Source organism: Thiospirochaeta perfilievii (assembly GCF_008329945.1).
GTDB classification, from domain to species: domain Bacteria; phylum Spirochaetota; class Spirochaetia; order DSM-2461; family DSM-2461; genus Thiospirochaeta; species Thiospirochaeta perfilievii.
The window spans coordinates 758,511-779,355 of record NZ_CP035807.1 but is presented as its reverse complement, the minus strand read 5'-3'; the positions used below and the strand labels follow the sequence as shown (position 1 = coordinate 779,355).

The following is a 20,845-nucleotide window of genomic DNA, read 5'->3' as shown; positions in this document are numbered from 1 at the left end:
ACAGATAGTTCTAATCTTTTTTAAATAGAAGAATATTGCTACATGTATAGGTATTATGGGCTTGGAAATGATCATTTATATTTTTTTCAGAAGTTAATGTTAATTCAAAAAAGTGTGGTGTTGTTTCATAACCTTTAGCTTCAATACTAAGTTGTAATAAAAATGTTTTAATCTCACCAACCTTTTCTGCGGGCTGTGTCTTAGGCCAAAATAGATAATTCTCATTTATTGAAGTAGAGAGTTTAATTGGATTTATCCACTTACTATCCCTCATTTTCACAACTTTATTATCTAGAAGTAGGGTTACAGATGCTTCAACTGGAGCGAATGTCTCCCCTGATAATATTGTCCCTGTAATTGTTGGGAAATTAAAATATGCTGGGGCCTCATCTATTTGTGAATCATATGGTTCTAGGTGGTGGGCTCTCTTTGCCTTTGCAACTAGATCAATCCCATTTGCTACTAATCGAGTAAGATCTGCTATCTCCTGTAGAGAATTTGAATAATTGTCTTTTAAATGGGCTATTCCCCGTTCTGAAAGTACATAAATTGGTTTTGCTCTATTTAATACATAGCACATAACATCAAGTCTGCATTGATAACATAGGCATAAATCCTTAGGTTTATCACTGGAATCAAAAGCCTTATTAACTAGATCAGTTACCCTCTCTTTTGTTATGTTGTAAATCTGCATCTAATACTCCTTGTAATAATTATAAATCATTATAATCTTTTTTATATAAAAAAACTATCTATTTTGTTTTTTAAAAAGAACAACTATAATATTTTTATGAAATATTATTGTTTTACATTATTTGTTCTATTCTCTCTCTTTTCATTAGTTTCGGAAGATGCTCCCATTGACCTTAGAAATAATAAGGGTAAGGCCACTAAAGATGATATAGAAACACCCAATACAATATCTAAAAAAGATATAATGCCAAAGTCCTTCTATATTGGGGATCTTGGGGATTTTTATGGAGATGTTGAAAATAGTAATGCTATCTTATATGTAGTTAATGACTTTTTATTGTCCATTAAAAATAGTAGTGATAAAATTAAATTCCTTGATGAAGATTTTAGCTTCATCTTTAATATTGTCTACAAAGATAGACTAATAAATAATAAGAGAAATTTTAGTTGGTATTTAGGAGGGGTTAGTATAAATAATAACTCTTCTTGGTTAGATTTAGTCCTAGATTTTAAGGATTATATTGAAGTCGGAACTATATATCTAACATTTGATGTAGATTGGCTAATAGTTGATCTTCAGTTAGAGAGAAAAGAAAAGGGATATTTTGATCCCTCTTCATATAATAATCTATATTAGTTAATCTCAATACCACGTTGGGATTTTGGAAACTTTTTACTTACAGCTATTTTATTCGCTTTTTCAGTAAACACTACACCGCTATTCCAATACTCTAGGGCGGCAAACATTGCATTTCCACCGTCCCTATCATCACTATCAGGAGTTCTATAAGAAACGTAATTACCTAGTTCTTCAAAGTTTTCATCGTGCAAACATTTTAATCTTTTCTCATTAAAATCATTCCACTCTCTAATCTTTAAAAATCCTTTTCCCTCATCCTCTACAATTATTCTAGCCTCTTCTGTTGAGAAGTAGTACCAAATGTGAACCTTTTTATTGATGTCACACTTGTTACCATGTTTAACCGCATTTTTGATTAATTCGCTAATCTGTTGTTCTAAAAGGTTTAACTCTTTTATCTCAGGAGGTGCTTTTTGAACAATTAATAATGTAAAATACCTAACCTGTCTTAAATCACTAGGAAACTCTTTATGAAAGCAGCCTTCAGTATTAAATAGTTTACTATTATCATCTATCTCTATCATTTTATTCGACATATAATCTCCTAATTTTTAAAGAGTTTTTATGGCATCATTTACAGTAGCCGCCATTGGGAAATAACCCATTAATTTTGTAAGTTCTATAACCTTCTTTACAGATCCATGAACATTAGTTACTAGTAGTTGAAGGTTCATCTTTTTTATAGTTGAGCATATATATATTAACGCTCCAATTCCACTTGAATCGATATACTCTACCTTATCAAGATTTATTACAAACTTTGTTACCTTTTTCTCTAGCATTTTCATAACTAGGTCTTTAAGTTTGTAAGAATTGTATAAATCCATCTCTCCTTGTATATCTATAATATAGATATTAGAGCTTTTACGAATTTTTAATTCCACAGGCATCTCCAATTTATTTTACAAAAGTTGTACTCAGATTAAGATATATAATACCACCGCATATTCTAAGCGTCAAGTTAAGGTTATTTTATTAATTTAATGATAATTAATAGTTATACATAAGTTTTATTTTAATGTTATAATGTCACTATGTTATCATTATATATAGTTATTAGTCATAAAAAATTATTAAAAAAAAGTAGTTCCATAAACGAAGGTGAATTGGTAAATAGTTTATCTGAAGTTATTGATAGAAGGGGAGGTTATGTTAGTGATTTTTCTTCATACCTTAGCTGCTTCCCATCAAGATATGAATACTCTTTAATAAATTTTATCCACTGCCTACAAGAGGTATATGAAGTCTTAAGTAGTAATATTGATTTAGTAGGGTATAATATTATTGTAGACAATGTTAGACCGGATAGTGATTTTGAGTATTTGGAGAAGAGGGCCCATCTATCTATAATGACTAATCGAATTAATAGAGTTTGGTTTACTCCTGACTCTTTTAAAATACTATCAAAATACATTAGTGGGAAAAAACATAAAAAACTTATACTTATTGATAACACATTTATGGATTTCAAGATAAATAATATGGAGATAAATCATGAAATAATTGATAGTTATTTTCAGAATAACTTTAGTTTTAAAAATAGTAATCTATATATAACAAATAGTGAGTTTAATAATCAAATATACACCAATCTTGTTTACTGGAGCCGGAATAATAGCATAGATAAGATCTTTTATATTAATTTAAATGGTAGCTGTGACTACTTTTTATCTTTTATTGACTTCCTTATTACACTTAAACCAATTTTTGATCCAAGTGTAGATCTAGATGATGATGAGATTATCCATTGGGGTATGTATAAAGATCTATTTATAAAATTCAATCAAAGAAGTTATGACTGTTTTATTTTAGATGATGCAGTTATCCATTTTAATAAGCTGATTCTTTTATGGGTTGAGTCATTTTCTAAACGATACAGAGTAATGTTTACTTTGCAAATTGATAAGGAGGATAATTTTTTTAGAGAGCTTTGTACTCTTTTATCCCTAATAAACAGGGTTTTTATTACTATCTTTACCAATGAAAGTCGTAGTTTTACAACTCCTCTACCAATCATTAAAAACAGTACTTTTAGCAGTTCATTTATATATGATCAATTAAAAGATAAGAGTTATGAGTCATTACAACTGTTGTATATAATACTAATAACTAAAGGAGTAATATTAACATCTGATATCTTACTAATTTGCAAAGGGTTAGGTTATGAGATTATAACCCTTAGAGAGGAGTTAGAAAAATATAAAAGAGATGGTCTTTTAATTGGCGAAAATAACTTATACCCAGGATATAATAACCTTTTAGAAGTTGTTTCAAAACTAAAAAACTCAGAAATAAAGTTGTGGAGGGATAACTTTTTAGGTACTTTTTTTAACTTAGGTTATGATAAAATTTTTAGTTACTCTTATATCATCTCCTTAATTGGACTCAATTCGACTTATAAGTTCCAAGTGACTGACCTATTATATAACTTTATTCAGAAAGTTTTAGATTTAGGGCTTTTAATAAAGTTATCCGATAAAATAGTTGATAAGGCTACTGATAATAGTAACCTTAAAAGCATTTTAGAGTATAAAAATATTAGGGAGAGCCGATTAGAGAGGGTAATAAAAGATGTTCAGTTTGGTAATAATATTAATAAAGATGATAAATACTATCTATCCCTAGAATACTTAGATGTTTTGAACAGTTGGTCAACAAATAGTGATGAAAGGCTTATTTCTAGGTGTAAGGAGTTGTATTATAACTATCAGATTCGTTCTGAACCGTATAATGAGAGTAGAGCTAAGATAATCTTCGCCCTATCTCTTATAGGTATAGGTAGTATTAACGAATCAGTAGACTATTTTGACCTGAATTTTAATTATAGTAAAAATATTGATGATACTTATTCATACATTAGAAATGGATGTTTTTTATCCATGGCTCTTTTTGTTAAAGGGGATATTAGTGGTGTTTTAAGGGTCTCTAAGATACTACTTGAGTATAGTTGGGTCTCTTTTAAAACTAGATGGTTTCTATATTTGCAGTTTATACGTGCAAGGGCATTAGGAGAACTTGGGTACTACCAAGAGTCCATAGATCTACTTAACCATGGGGTTATTTTAGCAAAAAATTTCAACTATTTAGATATTCTAGGAGTTTTAAATAACTGGAAAGGAAAATTTCTTTACTACCTTGGAAAAGAAGGTGAAGCCAGGGAAGTTTTATTAACAAATGTTGATAGTCCTGAGTGTTTCTTCTTTTTATCAGAGTTAGAATATTTTTCTGGGAATTGGGATAAGGCTATTGAGTATATCTATCTTGCGGAGTTTAAAGATGAGGATAAAACTATTTTTGATGAGAATTTAAACTGGAGGGATGGCTATTTTCTTATTGAAGAGTTTTACGATAGAAGTAGGGAACACTCTATTTTAAAAAGTGAGATAAATAATTTTAAGTATCTACTTGAATGTGTAAATGGGAATAAAAATTTTTTAAAGATATATGCTGATAAAATTACCAATATATCTAACAGTTCAAAGGGAATTTATGATTATAAGTATCTTTATTACCTATTTTTATCATTAGAAAATGTATTAGAGGATTATGGAGTTAATAGGGACAACATATATAATAAAGTTATTAGATTGTTGCAACATAGAGCTAGTAAGTTAAGTGAACATAATCAAAAACATCTCTATCTTGGTAATTATTTAAATGAATTAATATTAAACGATAAACGGGAGAGAAAAGTTTTTTAAAATATTTCATCAATTAGTTGACATATTTTAACTAGGTTGCTATATTACAAAAGCAATTAACGAGGTGGCGTAGCTCAGTTGGTAGAGCAAACGGCTCATATCCGTTTTGTCAGGGGTTCAAGTCCCTTCGCCACTACTTAAAAACCTAAGCTTTAGCTTAGGTTTTTCTTTTTTATAATTATTGTTTTTTTGTACTATGAAGGCTAAAATTACTACAGGTGTGTTATGAATTTAGAAAGATTACAGATTTTTTATGCAGTAGCTATTGAAAAGAGTTTTTCCAATGCCGCTAAACGAATAAATAAAACACAGTCAGCTGTAAGTCAGTCTATCAGACTCTTGGAAAATGAAGTAGGAGAAACTCTATTTCAAAGAAACAATAGAACAGTTCTACTCTCAGAGGCTGGGAGAATTTTATTTGAACATGCTGTCTCTATAATAGAGTCTATAGAAGTTGCTCAAGTTAGGATTGATTCTCTTAAAAACTTACAAGAGGGGGAGTTAACAATAAGCTCTAGTATGACCTCTGCATGTTATATGCTTCCAGAAGTTTTAAAAAAGTTTAAAAATAAGTATCCAGGAGTAAAAATTATACTTAAAAATGGACTCTCTAATCAGGCAGCGGATATGGTTGCGAATAAAGAGAGTGATGTTGGTATAGTAATGCTCCCAATAAATAATCCTAAACTAATATGTAAACCCTTGGTTGTAAGAGAAGATGTAGTAATTACTTCCATAAATCATGAATTAAATATGGTTGAAGACTTTAGTGTTAAATCCCTACTTGATTATGAGTTTATTCTCCTAGATAAAGAGGCCCATACAAGACAGTATATAAACACTCATTTTGACTTAATAGGAGCAATCCCAAAGGTAGCTATGGAAGTTGGTAATATGGAAATTATCAAACAGATGGTAAAACTTAACTTTGGTATCTCTGTTATTCCTAGAATCGCAGTAAAGGGTGAAGAGGGGAAGAGTTTAAATGTCAGAAGAGTTTTTAATAAAGATGAGTGTAGAAAAATTGGTGTTGTTTATCGAAAAAGTGATAAGGTTAAGATAACAACCAAAGTATTTATAGAGATGATTATTGATCATTTTAAAGATACTGAGATGATCTAATCCCTTTTAAATTTTCTAAGTAGTAATACTCCCTTTGTAATTCAAGTAATAGTCTATCTCTGGTTTTAATAAATTTTTGTGAAGTTTCGCTTCCGGGGTTTATAATTCTATGACTTAACATACTGTTTAATTTTTGTATCTTTTCCAGGTACTGATTTAACCCATTACTACTTGTTGCAAAGAAAAACTTTTGTGTTATATACTCTATAGCCCTACTGCTAGGGTGGTTTAAAGACTCATCGTACCATCTGTAATCCCTTAATTCATCAAGAAGTATTTCGTAGGAAGGAAAGTAGTAAATATCAAGATCTTTTACTATTTTATCTATTGCTACCCTTAAAACAGCCTTACTTAATGAGTTCTCTTTAGGGTCATCCCTTAAGTGCCTAACTGGGCTTAGGGTAAGAACTATATTGAGTCTGTTATTTCTTTTTTTTAACTCTATAAGTGGTGTTTCTAATGCTTTTACTATCTCTTCTATTTCTAAGACCCTTCTATTAAACTCTGATTTTGGTTGTTTGTGGCAATTATTAACACTTCTTCCGTCCCTCTGGTAGGTAAAAGCAGTTCCAAGGGTTATTATTAGTAAGTCACTGTTTAAAAGTTTTATAGATGACTCTTTAATTGAACTGTTTATCTTTTCTATGTAGTTATTAATGGAGGTATCTCCAACCTTTGAGTGAAAATCAAAATGTTGATAGAGTCCATCACTTATTATACACTCCTCCTTGGTTATTAGTTCTGCATGTATTAATCTTTTTAGGGATTGTGCTATTGATATAGGATTGTATATAGAACCAAAAGGGGAGTTAAAACTATTTAAATGATAATTATAAAATATTTTGTATATATTTTCTGAGAAGCAAGAACCTATTAAAAATGACCTAGTATCAACATCCATGGTAAATGGAGCCTTCTCTACTTTTACTGGGGTTATAGAGTTTATATAAAAAGATTTTTCCATTACAATATAGTAGTATAACATAATATAAATAAAAAGTAGTTCCGAGAAATGAGTATCGACAATTTTAGATCAATCCCATATAATAAACCTTAAATATTAGGAAGAAAAAATGAAATTTGACGATTACGCATTTAGTGCGGAAATTAAAAGCGGGATTCAGAAAGCAAACTTTACTGAATGTACTCCCGTTCAGGAAAAAACCTTCAATTACGTATTAGAAGGAAGGGATGTATATGCACAATCCCAAACAGGTACTGGTAAAACTGCAGCTTTTTTAATATCCATATTCCACTTATTACAGACAGAGAAACACTTAAACAGTAAGGCTCTAATTGTAGTTCCAACAAGGGAATTAGCTGTACAGATAAAAGATGAAGCGGATATTTTAGGACAGGATTTAAATTTTAAAGCGGGTTGTTTCTATGGTGGAACAAGTTATAAAGCCCAGGAGAGTCTATTAGAAAATGGTGTAGATATTGTTATAGCTACACCTGGTCGTTTATTAGACTTTAGTAAGCAGGGAAAGATAAAGTTTAGTGAATTTTCAATTCTTGTAGTAGATGAAGCAGATAGACTTTTTGATATGGGTTTTGTTGATGATATTAGAAAAATATTTAATGCAACAAAAAATGTTAAAGATAAGGTTACTCTTTTATTTAGTGCTACAATGAATCCAAGTGTTGGAAATATCTCATGGGAGTATATGAAAAACCCTGGGGAAATTTTTATTGAGGCTGAACAGCTAACAGTAGAGGCTATTAAGCAGGAACTTTACCATGTTGGGAAAGATGAAAAGATGAGTATTCTTCTTGGTCTTCTAAACCGGGAAAATCCTGATTCTGCAATTATTTTCACAAATACAAAACATATGGCCCACGAAATATCTAAAAGATTGGATCATAATGGGTATAAAAATGAGTATTTAATGGGTGACTTACCCCAAAAGAAGAGACTTAGTATTGTAAATAGTGTTAAGGAGGGTAAGGTTAAGTTTTTAGTAGCTACAGATGTTGCTGCTAGGGGATTACATGTTGATGACCTCTCTTTGGTTATTAACTATGATCTGCCCCTTGATTCTGAAAACTACGTTCATAGAATTGGAAGAACTGCCAGGGCAGGTAAAAATGGGAAAGCTATAACCTTAGCCTGTGAGAATTATGTTTATAGTCTCTCTGGGATTGAGGATTATATAGATTCAAAAATTCCTGTATTCCCAACAACTGAAGATCTATTTTTAGAAGATACAAGTTCCCACCTAAGATTTAGTTTAAATGAGTATAAAAATCGTGGAAAGGATAATAGAAACAACGATAATCGAAATAGAGACAACAGAAATAGGGATAATAAAAAAGAGATGTTAGAAACAGTAATAACTTTAATAAAAAACGTAATAATGAGACTGAAGAAGAGCGATTAAAACGACTTAGAAGTCGAGTTATGAATGTTTCTGGAACTAACTCCCTAGATGTTGATTTTGAAAAAGATACAAAAAAAAGTAGTAAAAAGAAACATCCTCAAAATAGTAATTACACTAAAAACAAAAATAGTAATAAGCCAAATAAAAAGAGAAATGACTACGTTAAGAAGAAACCTAACTCTAAGCCAATGGATGGAATAAAAAGAGTCTCATCTGAATCAAAGGTTGAAGATCGAATTGCTTATTATAAGAAAAAGTATGGCGAAGATTTTAAAGTGACAACTAATAAATCAACACCTTCAAATAGTAAGGTTACAAAGAGTGATGTAAAACCAAAAAACAGTGGCATATTTAGTAAGATAACTAAACTATTTAAGAAGTAATTTCTAAGAAGCAGGAGAATCTACCAGATGATTCTCCTTCCTTTCTAAATGAATAAAACAAATTATTGTTACAAGAAGTACAATAATCCATAATTTCAATGTTATCATCTGGAATACCTACACTTAGGGCTTGGTTTTTATTTATCAGTTTAAGATCTAAGTAATAGCTGTTTTTTTTAACAAAACCTTCCATTTTCTTAGTTTTAAAACTCTCAAAAAGGTCCTTTGATACATTATAACAACATGGCCCAATTGATGGACCTATACCAATTAATATATCAGATCTATAAGAGTTATAATTATCAATAAGAAAGTAAATAACTTTCTTTAGTAATTTTTTTTTACTACCCTTCCATCCACAATGGCAAACAGCACCAATACTCTTCGCCTTATCATAGACAACAATTGGCACACAGTCTGCTACAAAGATATTTAAAAGAATATTTTTATCCCTTGTAATTAAAGCGTCACACTCAAAATTATTTAAGCCCTTATTACTACTATCAACAAGGTGTATATTATCCCCATGAACTTGGATACCGCTGGTATAACTTGATTTTTCTGAACCTATTTTATTGCATAAAATCTCTCTGTTTTTATCCACATATTCTATGTTATCACCTGTATGTTTTGCTAGATTCAGAGAGTCAAAGGGAGGGTTACTAAAACCACCCCTTCTAGTTGTAATACCGGTTTTTACCTCTATATCTCTAAATATATTCCATTCTAGAATGTCAATATTTTCTGATTTCATTAAGTACTTCTTCTGCCATTTTAATATACATCTTATCCTCAATCTCATCTAAATATTTTTTAGCCTGCTTAAAATTCCTCTCTTTAAAGTAGTTAATACCTATAGAGTAGTAAACTACATCCTTAGGGGCTCCTTTATCTAAGGATAGTGTAAAGTGTGAATTGGATCTGTTGTAATCTTCTAACTGACTATAACAGAGGGCTAAATAGTACTCAGGACTATATTGATTCTCTTCTAATTTAAGAGCTAAAAGAAAGTTTTTGATAGCTTTTTCAAACTCTTTATTTTGATACTGGTCAATACCAATATTCATATACTCTTCATAACCCTTCTGTTCTAATAAGTAGGCATATAGGTCTTTATCTAGTTTATAGGTTGAGAAGTTTCTATTTATAATTAGTTCTTTATTTTCTTGATCGCTATACTTAATATAGGATAGAGTATCCCATAGTAGTCTATTGTATCCTTTATCCTTACTATTAATTAAAAAATCAATAACTATCCATGAATGGTAGGGTTTTATACTCTCCCTATCTGAGTTTAAAAGTGTTGTAAAAATATTTTCTTTATTATTTGTCCTTTGTAGAAGGTCTATCCAATTACTACGATTACTACACTCATAATAGGTAGAAATACCTATAGTAAACCAGTATGGAGCATCTGAAGCATAAAAAGCCATATATTGTAGAATTAAGTGGTAATTTAGACTCTTATTTGGATCCTCGTCATCTAAATAAATTATTAATTTAGAACTATTATTACTATATTGAATTAAAATATAGTCTTCTCTCTCTTTTACTCCAATACTTTGCAGGTAGTAATTATATGAAGTCTTTGTCTTAAAAACAAGGATATCCCTTAAGCCTATGTCCCTACTTAGTTTTAATTCTTTATTAATAAAATTATTAAAAGATTCACACTTTGTTACTATCTCTTCTATGTTTTGAACTGAGGATTCATAACTAAAATTATAGTTATCCGATGTTTTTATTAATAAGTCCTGGGAAAAAATTGAGTATTGAACTGTAATAATTAGAAGTAATATTTTTTTCATATAATACCTATTTATGGGAAACTTGATCTATTGTTATATCAACCTGATTAATAATAATACCAGTTAATCTCTCTATGCTCTCTGTAATATATTTTTGTAACGAGTGGAAATTTCCAGATAGTTGCTCTCCAAAGGAGACATTAACAAAAATACCAATATTAAAACCTGCTTGATTTTGGGAGACAGTTATTTTTTTTACCTTAACATTTCCACTATGTTCATCTACACAGTGTAGTACCATTTGGCTTAAAGCAGCCTCTGATATAGTTACAGCCCCTTTTTCTCTCTTATTAAACATAGGTCTAACTACTGACTTTTCCACAAAGTTTTTAGTTTTTTTTCTAGAGAAGAAGACTTTTATAGAGTCGTAAAAAATGTGGGCATAATCCCTTTTAACTTCAATTGAAGGAACTGGTATAACATGTTTACCCTCCCTTGTTCTTGAGTTTATTGCAGTCTCTATCTCCTCTTTACTTGCTACATCCTCTATTTGTACATATGTTGAAATTTCCGGGAGTTCTAACCTCTGTGCTATTTTAGCAACCATCTTATTTGATGTTCCAATTAATAGTATTTTTTTAAACTTGGTGCTTTGTAATTTAGATTTTACCTCTTCTTTATGGGTGGGATTATCAAATAGTGCTGTTTTTATAGCTCCCATATAAGCGTCTTCTTTTTTTGCTGACTTTCCAGCAATTATCTTTTCGTTATGAATTAATAAACCATCGTCTATCATTAGCTCTATTTGATTTTTTTTTGCAACTAATCCGGCTCTGAAACTTTTTCCTGTCCCACTTCTACCTACTAACGCATAAACTTTTACACCTTTAAGGCGCCATTTAAAAGATTTTAAAATATTCATACTCTTTCTAGCTCCTTCTGTATAAGCATATCAATATTTTTAATTTCTAGACTAGTAAATAAGTTTGAAATTAAACTATCTGAAATTTTGGAAAAAGGCATACTTATATTATTTATATCAATAATATCACTTTTTTTAACAAATGATAATGAAATAGCACTTAAATAGTATTTTTTATATTTTGTATTTTTATTGTATTTAATATCACCTGTAAGTGGTTTATTGTGGGCTGAACACTGTACTCTTATTTGGTGGGTCCGTCCTGTTTTTATCTCCAATAGAGCTATAGTGTAGTTATCCTTTGAAAAAATTGGTTTGAATATTGTCTCTGAAATTTTCCCCTCACTAGTTACATAACTCTTATTTTCCATCTCGTTTCTGCTTATAGAGTCTTTCCATACCTCTTTTTTACTATGTATACCATCAACAACTGCAATATAGAATTTTCTTATACCTCCGTTTTTTAATAGGTTAGTAAACTCCCTTGCACCATTAAGAGATACACTAAAGGCTATTAATCCCTGGGTATTTCTGTCTAATCTATGTAGTGGACCTGGGGAAAATGATAGACTCTCTTCTACTTTATCCTTTAGGTAGTTTCTAATTTGGAAATCCAGGCTATTCTTCTCGCCGTGGACTAATACTCCTCTAGGTTTATTATAAATTAAAATATCTCTATTCTCATAAATTACTCTATCTTTATCGATTTCTTTTACGACATTTTTAGTATCAGTCTTTTTTTGCTGTAGATAGGGTTTGTATATTGCTATAGTGTCTCCAATCTTAAGTTTGTGATTCTGTTTTACTTTTAAATTATTGACCCTTATGTCCCCTGATCTAATGCTTTTGAATATGTTTTTAAGAGGCATTAGTGGCAAGAATCTTCTTATAACACTATCTATACGTTTGTCTGAGTCATTCTCAGCAATTGTAAAGTATTCATATTTATCTTTATTCACCTTAAAAACATACTTATTACACTGCTAATTGGTCAACCACCTTTTCTAAATAAACTATTGACAAATGGCGACCCAATACATGAAACTAACCTATGATCAAAACACTCTTTAAAATATTACTAGTTATACTGTTTGTAATCGTCTCAATTTTATTTTTTAATAGAAAAATAAATAATCACAATTGGGGGAGTTATACTCCAATTATCTTAGATAGGGATGAGGATGTTGTTAAGGCCTTAGATACTCTAGGTAAATTAGGCTTTAATGGAATAATTTACGAAGACGGTATCTCTATTGGAATAAATAACTATATTGATTTAGAAGAGAGGGGATTAAAAGATATATCCTCTTTATTAGATAAGAATGATTATAGGAATACTCCCTATATATCAAATTTAAACTCATTGTTTAGAACAAAAGATGATAATAAACCGATCATGTATGTAAAACTAGATAGGACAAATATCTTTTCAATTTATAATATATATAAAGCCTTTGAGCAAAATGCAATACCATATAAGGTTGGAGATCCTCTATTTATGAGGGTAGTCTTAAACTATTTAAGCTTCATTTTACTATTACTTCTATTTGGTTTTGGGTGTAGAACAAGAGTCATTATCTCTATTTTATCCGGTGTAATTGCTTATCTATATATGGATGCATCCTCCCTATATAAGTATTCTGTTTTTTTTATTGGTTACTTTTTAATAATAATGATAGTTGAGTCTATATCCTTTAGTAATAGATATATAAAAAGAAATAATATAGGTATTATTAGAGTCCTTCTTGGAACAATTCTCTTTATTTTACCTAGTTTTTTCCCAATATTTATAGACTTATCTAATACTCTTTATACTCCTATACCCCTTGAAGAGACAGGGTTTGGGTATGAAAACCTAGAAAATAGTTTTGATGAATCGACTCCAAACATAAGTAATTATTTTACCCACTATGCTTACCAAAAAAGCTTTTTATATGGTGACAAATATTTATTCCCAACATATGGAAATTCTGTTACAATAGATGAGTTCAAAAGAGAAGATTATTATCTTTCCAGAAATGAGAAGGTTGTATTTACCTATGATGATGATTATTTAAGTGAATTTCTATCATATTGTGATACAACAGCCCTAGGTAGATTTTATAAAGATTACGGTAGGCCTTTTAAACTGGAATTAAATTCCCTTCTTTCTCTGTATACTAATAGTAAAGAGTATACGTATGTAGGTATATTAGCCATATGTATGTTCTTTTCATCTTTCTTTTTTAAGAAAGGCAGAGATAAAAAACTAAAATATTAGGTTGTTTTATGAAGTTAAAGAGTTTTCCAAAAGGGGGGATACATCCTCCACATAGAAAAAATTCAATGTATAGTAAGGATGATTTAAATGCAACAATTCCATCTATTGCTATTATACCTCTATCTCAACACATTGGTGCTCCTGCAAAATGCGTTGTTAAAGTAGGAGACATTGTAAAAGAAGAAGATCTTATTGGTGAATCTGTTGGTTTTGTTTCGGCAAATATCCATACACCAATACCCGGGGAAGTTATAGAGATAAAAGATGTCTATCTTCCAAGTGGACGAGTTAGTCCTGCAGTTGTTATAGAAACAAAGGGTGAATTTACCAGGTTAGGTAAACCCTTAGAAGTAAGTTCCTGGGAAGGATTAGATAAAAGTGAATTAGTTGACATAATAAAAAGACAAGGTATAGTTGGATTAGGTGGAGCAACATTTCCAACTCATGTTAAATTAACCCTTCCAGAGGGTGTGGAACTTGAGCATTTAATAATAAACGCTGCAGAGTGTGAACCCTATCTCTCTAGTGACCATGTATTAATGCTTGAATATAGTAAAGAGATAACAACTGGACTTAAAATCTTAAAGAAAATTCTAGACCCAAAAAATATATATGTGGGAATGGAAGTAAATAAAAAAGATGCAGGGGAGTTATTAACTAATACTTTTAAAGAAGAGTCCCTAGATGCAAGTGTTGTATTATTAAAAAATAAGTATCCCCAGGGAGCTGAGAAGAATTTAGTTAGAGCAATAATTGGTAAGGAAATTCCAAGTGGTAAATTACCCCTATCTGTTGGAGTAATTAATCTTAATGTTTCTACAGTTTATGCTATTTATGAGGCAGTATGTTTAAATAGACCACTAGTTGAACGTTTTGTTACTATAGCTGGTGGAGCAGTTAAAAAACCTGGTGTATATAGAGTTCGAGTTGGTTCAACTGCAAAATCTTTAATAGAAGAGTGTGGTGGGTTAATTGAAGAGCCATCAAAGGTTATTTTTGGTGGTCCGATGATGGGTTTCACTGTTTTTGATCTAGATGTGCCTATTACAAAGGGAACATCGGGGATTCTTGCTTTAACTAAAAAAGAGGTTAATGCTGCTAAAACTACTAACTGTTTAAAGTGTGGAAGATGTGTCGATGGTTGTCCTATGGGGTTATTACCATCAAAATTATATAAACTTATTGACCATAATAAATATGATGAAGCATTGGATGAGGGGTTAAACGATTGTGTAGAGTGCGGCTCCTGTGCCTACAATTGTCCTGCCCATCTATTTTTAGTGCAACAGTTTAGATCTGGTAAATCAATCGTAAGAAGAAGTAAGGGAGCTAAGTAGTGAAGGATAAATTAGTTATAACGTCGAGTCCCCAGTTTCATAATGGTGACTCTACACTAACGGTAATGTGGAGTGTTTCATTGGCACTAATCCCGGCCTTAGTTTGGGGTGTTGCTATGTTTGGGCTCTCCTCCCTATGGATTGTATTAGTTTCAATTGTTTCAGCAACGTTTGCTGAATTTATATTAAATAAAATTTATAATAAATCATCCTTGTGGGATGGTAGTGCATTTTTAACAGGACTTTTAATTGGATTAAATATGCCTCCTCAAATGCCAGGTTTAGCCTGGATCTATGTTCCTTTAGGTGCTTCGTTTTTTGCAATATTTATTGTAAAAGGAGCATTTGGTGGTTTAGGTAATAACTGGATGAATCCAGCTCTAGGTGGAAGGGTATTTGTATTTTTCTCTTGGACTAAGCATATGACTGTGTGGGAAGTTCCAATGCTTGATGGTGTTACAGGGGCAACTCCCTTAGGCGCTGTTAAATCTGGACTTTTAGGTTACTCAGGCAGTGCTAATAATCCACTATCACTACTAAATGAAGTAAGGGATAACAGTATTAGTTATTTTGATCTGTTTTTAGGTAAAATTGGTGGGTCTATAGGTGAAGTTTCTGCCCTTTTATTATTAGTAGGTGCAATATATCTGATAATTAAAAAAATAATAAGATGGGAAATCTTTGCCTCATATCTATTAACATTTACTGTATTTATCTGGATATTTGATGGAACTAGATTTGGTAATGGTCTATTTACAGGAGATATTCTATTTCATCTACTATCTGGAGGTTTAATATTAGGTGTCTTTTTCATGGCTACTGATATGGTAACATCTCCAATCTCTGCAAAGGGTATGATTATATATGGTATTGGTTGTGGATTTTTAACCTTCCTTTTTAGGGTATATGGTGCTAATCCAGAGGGTGTTTCCCTTGCAATTATAGTTATGAATATTATTGTTCCTATCATAAATAGATACTCTAAACCACGTCTTTTTGGACATAATAAAAAGGAGCTTGAAAATGAATAAAACTTTAAATATGGCTCTAAAATTACTTGTAATTTGCGCTGCAGCAGCTTTTGCTTTAGGTGTAGTTAATGCATTTACAGCTCCTGAGATTAAAAAACTTGAAGATGAAGCTAAGGCTAAGGCTCTTAGTGATCTAGTTGAAAGTGGTTACGCTGATCCAAATAAAGAGGTGATTGTTCAAGATAACAGCACTGTTTCATCCTACTATTTAATTGAAAAAGATATTGAAACTATTGGTTATATACTATACTTAAAGGCTAAGGGTTACGGTGGAATGATGACTGTTATGGCTTCTTATAAATTAGACGGTAGTTTAATCGGTTCTGTTTTAATGGAGAACTCAGAGACTCCTGGTTTTGGTAAAAAAGCAGAAAAACCTGACTATATGAGAAAGTTTATTGGTCGTGGTGGTCGTGATAATCCAATTCCCCTATTTAGTTACCAAGTTGAGGAAGAGGTTGATACTGTCTCTGGAGCAACTATAACATTTATGGGTGTTTCTAGTGCTCTGAAAAATGGTAGTGACTTTGTAAAGGGAGGACTTAAATGAAAATTTTAACAAAAGGTATTTTTAAAGAAAATCCTGTTTTTGCTATAGCCCTTGGTCTATGTCCAGCCCTAGCTGTTACATCTATGGTTTGGAACGCTATTGGTATGGGTTTTGGTGTTATTTTTGTATTAGTATGTTCTAATTTAATTATATCTCTTTTACGTAATTTCATCCCAGATGAGGTTCATATTCCAGCTTATATAGTTGTTATAGCTGCATTTGTTACAATTGTAGAGTTACTAATGAAGGCTTATTTACCCTCATTAGCTGCAAGTTTAGGAATTTTTATCCCTCTTATTGTAGTAAACTGTGTTATTTTAGGTAGAGCCGAAGCTTTTGCAAGTAAGAACAAACCATTAGACTCTGTTTTAGACGGTTTAGGTATGGGTATTGGTTTTACAATTGCATTGATTGCAATAGCTTTTGTAAGGGAAGTTCTTGGATCGGGTCAAATTACACTTTTTGAACAGGGTGAAACCTTAGTTCGTATTAAGTTAGGTGCTCTTAATGAAAATCCAATTAGAGTTTTTGCATTTCCTGCTGGAGCTCTTATAGTTATGGGTTATTTTAAGGCTCTATTTGATGGAATTAGTAAGGGGAATAAATAATGGAAGTTTTGACAGATATTATTGGTATAGTTGTTGCTTACGTTCTTGTAAGTAATGTAATATTGACTCAATTTTTAGGCTTATGTCCTTTTATTGGTGTTTCAAAAAATAGTGAATCTGCTGTTGGTATGGGTTTTGCGGTAACTTTTGTAATGACATTAGCAACAATGTTTACATGGATGTTGTATAACTGGTTATTAGTTCCTGCAGGTTTAGAGTATTTAAAGATAATACTATTTATTTTAGTAATAGCCTCTTTAGTTCAGTTTGTAGAGATGTTTGTAAAAAAGAACTCACCTGCACTTTATAGAGCTTTAGGTATATATCTTCCACTAATAACAACAAACTGTGCTGTAATGGGTATCGCTTTATTGGTTGTTGAAGTTGAAAAGTTATCACTTTTTAACAGTGTCTTAGCTGGGTTTTCGGCGGGGATAGGATTTCTTGTTGCTATTTTACTTATGTCAGCAATAAGAGAACAGCTAGAGATTGAGTGGGTTCCTAAGGGTTTTAGAGGTGTTCCAATAGCCTTTATTTCTGCAGGTTTAATGGCTATGGCATTTATGGCTTTTGATAAAGCGTTGTTAATGAATTTGGTAGGGTAGATATGTTAAATATACTAATTGCAATTGTTTCAATTGGTTTTATCGGTGGGATTTTAGGAGCAGTATTATCCTTAGCATCTGATAAATTAAAGGTTGAAGAAGATTTAAGAGTAAAGAATTTAGAAGAAATATTACCTCAGTATAATTGTGGAGCGTGTGGTTATTCTGGTTGTTCAGGATATGCAAATGCAGTTATTAATAGTGGTGAAGCGATTAATAAATGTACTCCAGGTGGGCCTGATTTATTAGATAAAATTTCAGCTCAGCTAGGTGTAAAGACAGATGGTGTAAAAAGAATGGTTGCCCAGGTTCACTGTAGAGGTGGTCAAGGTACTTCCAAGGATCAATTTAAATATGATGGTATCGGTGATTGTAACGCTAAATATCAGCTTTATAGTGGTGATAAACTATGTAAATTTGGTTGTTTAGGTGATGGTAGCTGTATGGCTGTTTGTCCTGTTGATGCAATTTACAGAGATGAAGAGAATTTAATTTGGGTAGATAAGAATAAGTGTGTTGGATGTGAAAAATGTGTTGATATTTGTCCAACAAACGTTATAAAAATGATCCCATACTCAGCTGACTATATTGTAGCATGTTCTTCTCAGGAGAAGGGAAAAGCTGTTAAGTCAAAATGTTCTGTAGGTTGTATTGCATGTTCGATTTGTGTAAGAAAATTCCCAGAAGCTGGTTTTGTAGTTGACAAAAATCTATCCAGTGTTGATTATACCATTGATAGTGACCGTACAGAAGTTGAAAAAGCTTGTCCGGTTAAATGTATTATACATCCATACAAAGAAAAGAAAGGGAACATTTAATAAAAGGGAATGGGGAAAGTTAAGTTAATTTTAGGTATATATAATAGTCAACCTCCTGAAGAAGAGAACTCTGTAGTTGAAGAGTTTTATCAAAGGGCTTATAAGACTTTTCTCACTACCCTTTATAATAGCCCTAGTATAAAGTTATCACTTTATTATAATGGGGCACTTCTTGAGTGGATCGAAAATTCTCATCCTGAATTTTTATCTGTAGTACAAGAGATGGTAAATTCTAAACAGGTGGAAATGTTAAGTGGTGGATATTACGATCCAGCTCAAACCCTGCTTCCAATTACTGACCGTGTTGGTCAAATGGAGAAACTTACAACTTATATAAGAAAGAATTTTAGTAAAAAACCTAGGGGATGTTTTCTTGCAGAAAATGTTTGGGACTCATCCCTGGTTTCAAGTCTTAAAACTTGTGGTTTTGAATATATATTTTTAGATGATAACCAGTTTAAAGCAAGTGGTATTTTAGATGAAAAGTTGTGTAGGCCTGTTATAACTGAGGATCAAGGAAAGATAATTACAGTTATTCCTATTAACTCAAAACTAACAAATATGTATCTAAGAAGTAATCCCCAGGAACTAATTGATTATTTACAGGAGAATTCCCATTTAGATGGTGTTTTTACAATTTTGTTCAAAGGGGAGTATCTAAACAGCCTAGAGTTAGATTCAAAAGGGATCAAGAGTTGGTTAGAAGAGTTTAACTCACTTTTAGAAGAGAATAGTAGTTGGATAGATACGATTAATACAGGGAAGTATGTAAAACAGATTCAAGGTAGTTTAGATAGGGTCTATTTTCCCCAATATTCAATAAATGGTATGAGAAATAAACCTCTACCTTTAATATCTCAAAAAGAGTTAAATCGGTTAACAAGACACTTAGGAGCCCTAGGGGATGTATCCCACTGGATAAATAGTGGTTTTTTTAAGCAGTTTATAGCTAGATACTATGACTCCTCTCTAATATATTCAAAAATGACATATATAAGTCTTCTTGTAAACCAGATAAAGGGTGATCGTTCTAGAAAGAAAACCGCAAGGGAAGAGCTGTGGAGAACCCAGTCTCACTACGTCTACTGGCACGGTTCCCATCTTGGAATATACGATAAAAAATTAAGATCTCGAACTTATAAGTTTCTACTAGAGGCTGAACTTAGCACAAGAGAGAAGGGTATTTTTAAAGCTGGAATAAGCCATATAGATATTAATTTAGATGGAAAAAAAGAGGCCCTATATCAGGGTGATAATTATAACTCTTATATCTCAGCTAACGGTGGTATTATTTTTGAGCTTGATTTTTTTAAGAGTAATCTAAACCTACTATCAACAGTACAACGGGTAGAAGAGTCCTATCATACAGATGATAATAACCCATATGGGTATGATAGTTATCCTAGAAAAATGTTCCATGATCATTTTTTAGAATCGAGTATTACTCCAGAGAATTTTCTTAAGAACGAGTATAATGAATTAGGAAATTTTATTGATGGTGTTTACGACTATGATAGTTTAAATAGGGAGAGTAAATATATTGTTTTATTAGCTAAGGGATTAGTAAACTGTTCTGGGTCTAAACACAATGTATCTATACAAAAAAAATATCTTTTTAATAAAAAGGGGTTAGTTTTAACTTACAATATTGAAAACCATGATGAACTTCCCCTTGAGACTACATTCTCCCCAGAATTTAATCTTTCCTTAAGTGGTATAGAAAAAAAAGAGATTCCTTCACTATCATCTGATAAAGAGTATTTTTTATTAGATAAAATAACAAAAACAAAAAATATTAATAATCTTATAATAGAAGATAAGAGTGATAATGTAACAGTAAATTTATCATTTTCCAATGAAACATCAAAATTTTGGTCGATACCCCAATATTCAAAATCAATGAAGGATGGTGAGTTATTAGATCTTTACCAGTTTACGACATTTCTACCCCAGTGGGATATTAAAATCGGGCCTAACAAGGTGTGGACTTTAGCAATTAATCTATCTCTTAGTTAGTTTTTTAATATTAATGTTTGACATAGTACT

General features: G+C 31.3%; 21 protein-coding genes and 1 tRNA gene. 14 read left to right on the top strand and 8 right to left on the bottom strand.

Features of this window, described 5'->3' with window-relative positions; all coding sequences use genetic code 11:
* Window positions 1–10: 10 nt before the first annotated feature.
* Window positions 11–694 (bottom strand): late competence development ComFB family protein, encoded by a 684-nt coding sequence (locus EW093_RS03595; protein WP_149567078.1) that lies wholly within the window; start codon window positions 692–694, stop codon window positions 11–13.
* A 96-nt stretch (window positions 695–790) separates the two neighbouring features.
* On the opposite strand from EW093_RS03595, the gene EW093_RS03590 reads away from it, so the two are divergent.
* A complete protein-coding gene (locus EW093_RS03590; protein WP_149567077.1) occupies window positions 791–1,330 on the top strand; it encodes a hypothetical protein in 540 nt (179 codons plus the stop codon).
* Here EW093_RS03590 and EW093_RS03585 read toward each other — a convergent pair.
* On the bottom strand, window positions 1,327–1,869 hold the full coding sequence (locus tag EW093_RS03585; RefSeq protein WP_149567076.1) for an ATP-binding protein: 543 nt from the start codon (window positions 1,867–1,869) through the stop codon (window positions 1,327–1,329). The genes EW093_RS03590 and EW093_RS03585 overlap by 4 nt on opposite strands.
* Window positions 1,870–1,884: 15 nt before the next feature.
* Complete coding sequence (locus tag EW093_RS03580; RefSeq protein WP_149567075.1) at window positions 1,885–2,217, bottom strand: anti-sigma factor antagonist; 333 nt, start codon at window positions 2,215–2,217, stop codon at window positions 1,885–1,887.
* A gap of 150 nt (window positions 2,218–2,367) precedes the next feature.
* Here EW093_RS03580 and EW093_RS03575 point away from each other — a divergent pair, with 150 nt between their 5' ends.
* The 3 genes from EW093_RS03575 to EW093_RS03565 all read left to right on the top strand — a co-directional run bounded on the left by EW093_RS03575 (window position 2,368) and on the right by EW093_RS03565 (window position 6,156).
* Window positions 2,368–5,034, top strand: coding sequence for a hypothetical protein (locus tag EW093_RS03575; RefSeq protein WP_149567074.1), 2,667 nt, complete (start codon window positions 2,368–2,370; stop codon window positions 5,032–5,034).
* A 63-nt stretch (window positions 5,035–5,097) separates the two neighbouring features.
* A tRNA-Met gene (locus tag EW093_RS03570) sits at window positions 5,098–5,170 on the top strand.
* A gap of 89 nt (window positions 5,171–5,259) precedes the next feature.
* Window positions 5,260–6,156 carry a LysR family transcriptional regulator gene (locus EW093_RS03565; protein ID WP_149567073.1) on the top strand — a complete coding sequence of 299 codons (897 nt, stop codon included), beginning with the start codon at window positions 5,260–5,262 and terminating at the stop codon, window positions 6,154–6,156.
* Here the strand turns inward: EW093_RS03565 and EW093_RS03560 are convergent.
* Entirely contained in the window at window positions 6,134–7,120 is a 987-nt protein-coding gene (locus EW093_RS03560) for a GSCFA domain-containing protein (protein ID WP_187759815.1), read from the bottom strand. The genes EW093_RS03565 and EW093_RS03560 overlap by 23 nt on opposite strands.
* A gap of 109 nt (window positions 7,121–7,229) precedes the next feature.
* Between EW093_RS03560 and EW093_RS03555 the strand changes: the two genes are divergently transcribed.
* Both EW093_RS03555 and EW093_RS03550 read left to right on the top strand, forming a co-directional pair.
* Complete coding sequence (locus EW093_RS03555) at window positions 7,230–8,537, top strand: DEAD/DEAH box helicase (protein WP_149567071.1); 1,308 nt, start codon at window positions 7,230–7,232, stop codon at window positions 8,535–8,537.
* A 20-nt stretch (window positions 8,538–8,557) separates the two neighbouring features.
* Window positions 8,558–8,920, top strand: coding sequence for a hypothetical protein (locus EW093_RS03550; protein WP_149567070.1), 363 nt, complete (start codon window positions 8,558–8,560; stop codon window positions 8,918–8,920).
* Here the strand turns inward: EW093_RS03550 and pgeF are convergent.
* Genes pgeF through EW093_RS03530 form a run of 4 tightly spaced genes read right to left on the bottom strand, consistent with a single transcriptional unit; the run spans window position 8,910 to window position 12,549 of the window.
* Window positions 8,910–9,674, bottom strand: coding sequence for a peptidoglycan editing factor PgeF (pgeF, locus tag EW093_RS03545; protein ID WP_187759814.1), 765 nt, complete (start codon window positions 9,672–9,674; stop codon window positions 8,910–8,912). The genes EW093_RS03550 and pgeF overlap by 11 nt on opposite strands.
* A complete protein-coding gene (locus tag EW093_RS03540) occupies window positions 9,655–10,728 on the bottom strand; it encodes a tetratricopeptide repeat protein (RefSeq protein WP_149567068.1) in 1,074 nt (357 codons plus the stop codon). The genes pgeF and EW093_RS03540 overlap by 20 nt, the downstream gene beginning before the upstream one ends.
* Before the next feature lie 7 nt (window positions 10,729–10,735).
* Entirely contained in the window at window positions 10,736–11,590 is an 855-nt protein-coding gene (locus EW093_RS03535) for an Asp23/Gls24 family envelope stress response protein (RefSeq protein ID WP_149567067.1), read from the bottom strand.
* A complete protein-coding gene (locus EW093_RS03530) occupies window positions 11,587–12,549 on the bottom strand; it encodes a pseudouridine synthase (RefSeq protein WP_149567066.1) in 963 nt (320 codons plus the stop codon). The genes EW093_RS03535 and EW093_RS03530 overlap by 4 nt, the downstream gene beginning before the upstream one ends.
* Window positions 12,550–12,641: 92 nt before the next feature.
* On the opposite strand from EW093_RS03530, the gene EW093_RS03525 reads away from it, so the two are divergent.
* From EW093_RS03525 to EW093_RS03490, 8 genes are read left to right on the top strand one after another with little or no spacing between them, the layout of a single operon-like run.
* A complete protein-coding gene (locus EW093_RS03525) occupies window positions 12,642–13,850 on the top strand; it encodes a hypothetical protein (RefSeq protein ID WP_149567065.1) in 1,209 nt (402 codons plus the stop codon).
* An 8-nt stretch (window positions 13,851–13,858) separates the two neighbouring features.
* Window positions 13,859–15,187, top strand: coding sequence for an electron transport complex subunit RsxC (rsxC, locus tag EW093_RS03520; RefSeq protein WP_149567064.1), 1,329 nt, complete (start codon window positions 13,859–13,861; stop codon window positions 15,185–15,187).
* Window positions 15,187–16,218 (top strand): RnfABCDGE type electron transport complex subunit D, encoded by a 1,032-nt coding sequence (locus tag EW093_RS03515; RefSeq protein ID WP_149567063.1) that lies wholly within the window; start codon window positions 15,187–15,189, stop codon window positions 16,216–16,218. The genes rsxC and EW093_RS03515 overlap by 1 nt, the downstream gene beginning before the upstream one ends.
* On the top strand, window positions 16,211–16,768 hold the full coding sequence (locus tag EW093_RS03510) for an RnfABCDGE type electron transport complex subunit G (RefSeq protein ID WP_149567062.1): 558 nt from the start codon (window positions 16,211–16,213) through the stop codon (window positions 16,766–16,768). The genes EW093_RS03515 and EW093_RS03510 overlap by 8 nt, the downstream gene beginning before the upstream one ends.
* Window positions 16,765–17,376, top strand: coding sequence for an electron transport complex subunit RsxE (gene rsxE / locus EW093_RS03505; protein WP_149567061.1), 612 nt, complete (start codon window positions 16,765–16,767; stop codon window positions 17,374–17,376). The genes EW093_RS03510 and rsxE overlap by 4 nt, the downstream gene beginning before the upstream one ends.
* Window positions 17,376–17,981 carry an electron transport complex protein RnfA gene (locus tag EW093_RS03500; protein ID WP_149567060.1) on the top strand — a complete coding sequence of 202 codons (606 nt, stop codon included), beginning with the start codon at window positions 17,376–17,378 and terminating at the stop codon, window positions 17,979–17,981. Before rsxE ends, EW093_RS03500 begins: the two co-directional genes overlap by 1 nt.
* A gap of 2 nt (window positions 17,982–17,983) precedes the next feature.
* Window positions 17,984–18,799, top strand: a complete 816-nt coding sequence (locus EW093_RS03495; protein WP_149567059.1) for an RnfABCDGE type electron transport complex subunit B — start codon at window positions 17,984–17,986, stop codon at window positions 18,797–18,799.
* A gap of 9 nt (window positions 18,800–18,808) precedes the next feature.
* Window positions 18,809–20,815, top strand: coding sequence for an alpha-amylase/4-alpha-glucanotransferase domain-containing protein (locus EW093_RS03490; protein ID WP_149567058.1), 2,007 nt, complete (start codon window positions 18,809–18,811; stop codon window positions 20,813–20,815).
* The last annotated feature ends 30 nt before the right edge of the window (window positions 20,816–20,845 follow it).

Excerpts from the sequence above, each read along its gene's own strand:
- rsxE (WP_149567061.1), top strand. The coding sequence starts at position 16,765 with ATGAAAATTTTAACAAAAGGTATTTTTAAAGAAAATCCTGTTTTTGCT.
- EW093_RS03510 (WP_149567062.1), top strand. The coding sequence starts at position 16,211 with ATGAATAAAACTTTAAATATGGCTCTAAAATTACTTGTAATTTGCGCT.
- rsxC (WP_149567064.1), top strand. The coding sequence starts at position 13,859 with ATGAAGTTAAAGAGTTTTCCAAAAGGGGGGATACATCCTCCACATAGA.
- EW093_RS03595 (WP_149567078.1), bottom strand. The coding sequence starts at position 694 with ATGCAGATTTACAACATAACAAAAGAGAGGGTAACTGATCTAGTTAAT.
- EW093_RS03555 (WP_149567071.1), top strand. The coding sequence starts at position 7,230 with ATGAAATTTGACGATTACGCATTTAGTGCGGAAATTAAAAGCGGGATT.
- pgeF (WP_187759814.1), bottom strand. The coding sequence starts at position 9,674 with ATGAAATCAGAAAATATTGACATTCTAGAATGGAATATATTTAGAGAT.
- EW093_RS03540 (WP_149567068.1), bottom strand. The coding sequence starts at position 10,728 with ATGAAAAAAATATTACTTCTAATTATTACAGTTCAATACTCAATTTTT.
- EW093_RS03495 (WP_149567059.1), top strand. The coding sequence starts at position 17,984 with ATGTTAAATATACTAATTGCAATTGTTTCAATTGGTTTTATCGGTGGG.
- EW093_RS03575 (WP_149567074.1), top strand. The coding sequence starts at position 2,368 with ATGTTATCATTATATATAGTTATTAGTCATAAAAAATTATTAAAAAAA.
- EW093_RS03585 (WP_149567076.1), bottom strand. The coding sequence starts at position 1,869 with ATGTCGAATAAAATGATAGAGATAGATGATAATAGTAAACTATTTAAT.
- EW093_RS03590 (WP_149567077.1), top strand. The coding sequence starts at position 791 with ATGAAATATTATTGTTTTACATTATTTGTTCTATTCTCTCTCTTTTCA.
- EW093_RS03550 (WP_149567070.1), top strand. The coding sequence starts at position 8,558 with ATGAATGTTTCTGGAACTAACTCCCTAGATGTTGATTTTGAAAAAGAT.
- EW093_RS03500 (WP_149567060.1), top strand. The coding sequence starts at position 17,376 with ATGGAAGTTTTGACAGATATTATTGGTATAGTTGTTGCTTACGTTCTT.
- EW093_RS03560 (WP_187759815.1), bottom strand. The coding sequence starts at position 7,120 with ATGGAAAAATCTTTTTATATAAACTCTATAACCCCAGTAAAAGTAGAG.
- EW093_RS03525 (WP_149567065.1), top strand. The coding sequence starts at position 12,642 with ATGATCAAAACACTCTTTAAAATATTACTAGTTATACTGTTTGTAATC.
- EW093_RS03490 (WP_149567058.1), top strand. The coding sequence starts at position 18,809 with ATGGGGAAAGTTAAGTTAATTTTAGGTATATATAATAGTCAACCTCCT.
- EW093_RS03535 (WP_149567067.1), bottom strand. The coding sequence starts at position 11,590 with ATGAATATTTTAAAATCTTTTAAATGGCGCCTTAAAGGTGTAAAAGTT.
- EW093_RS03565 (WP_149567073.1), top strand. The coding sequence starts at position 5,260 with ATGAATTTAGAAAGATTACAGATTTTTTATGCAGTAGCTATTGAAAAG.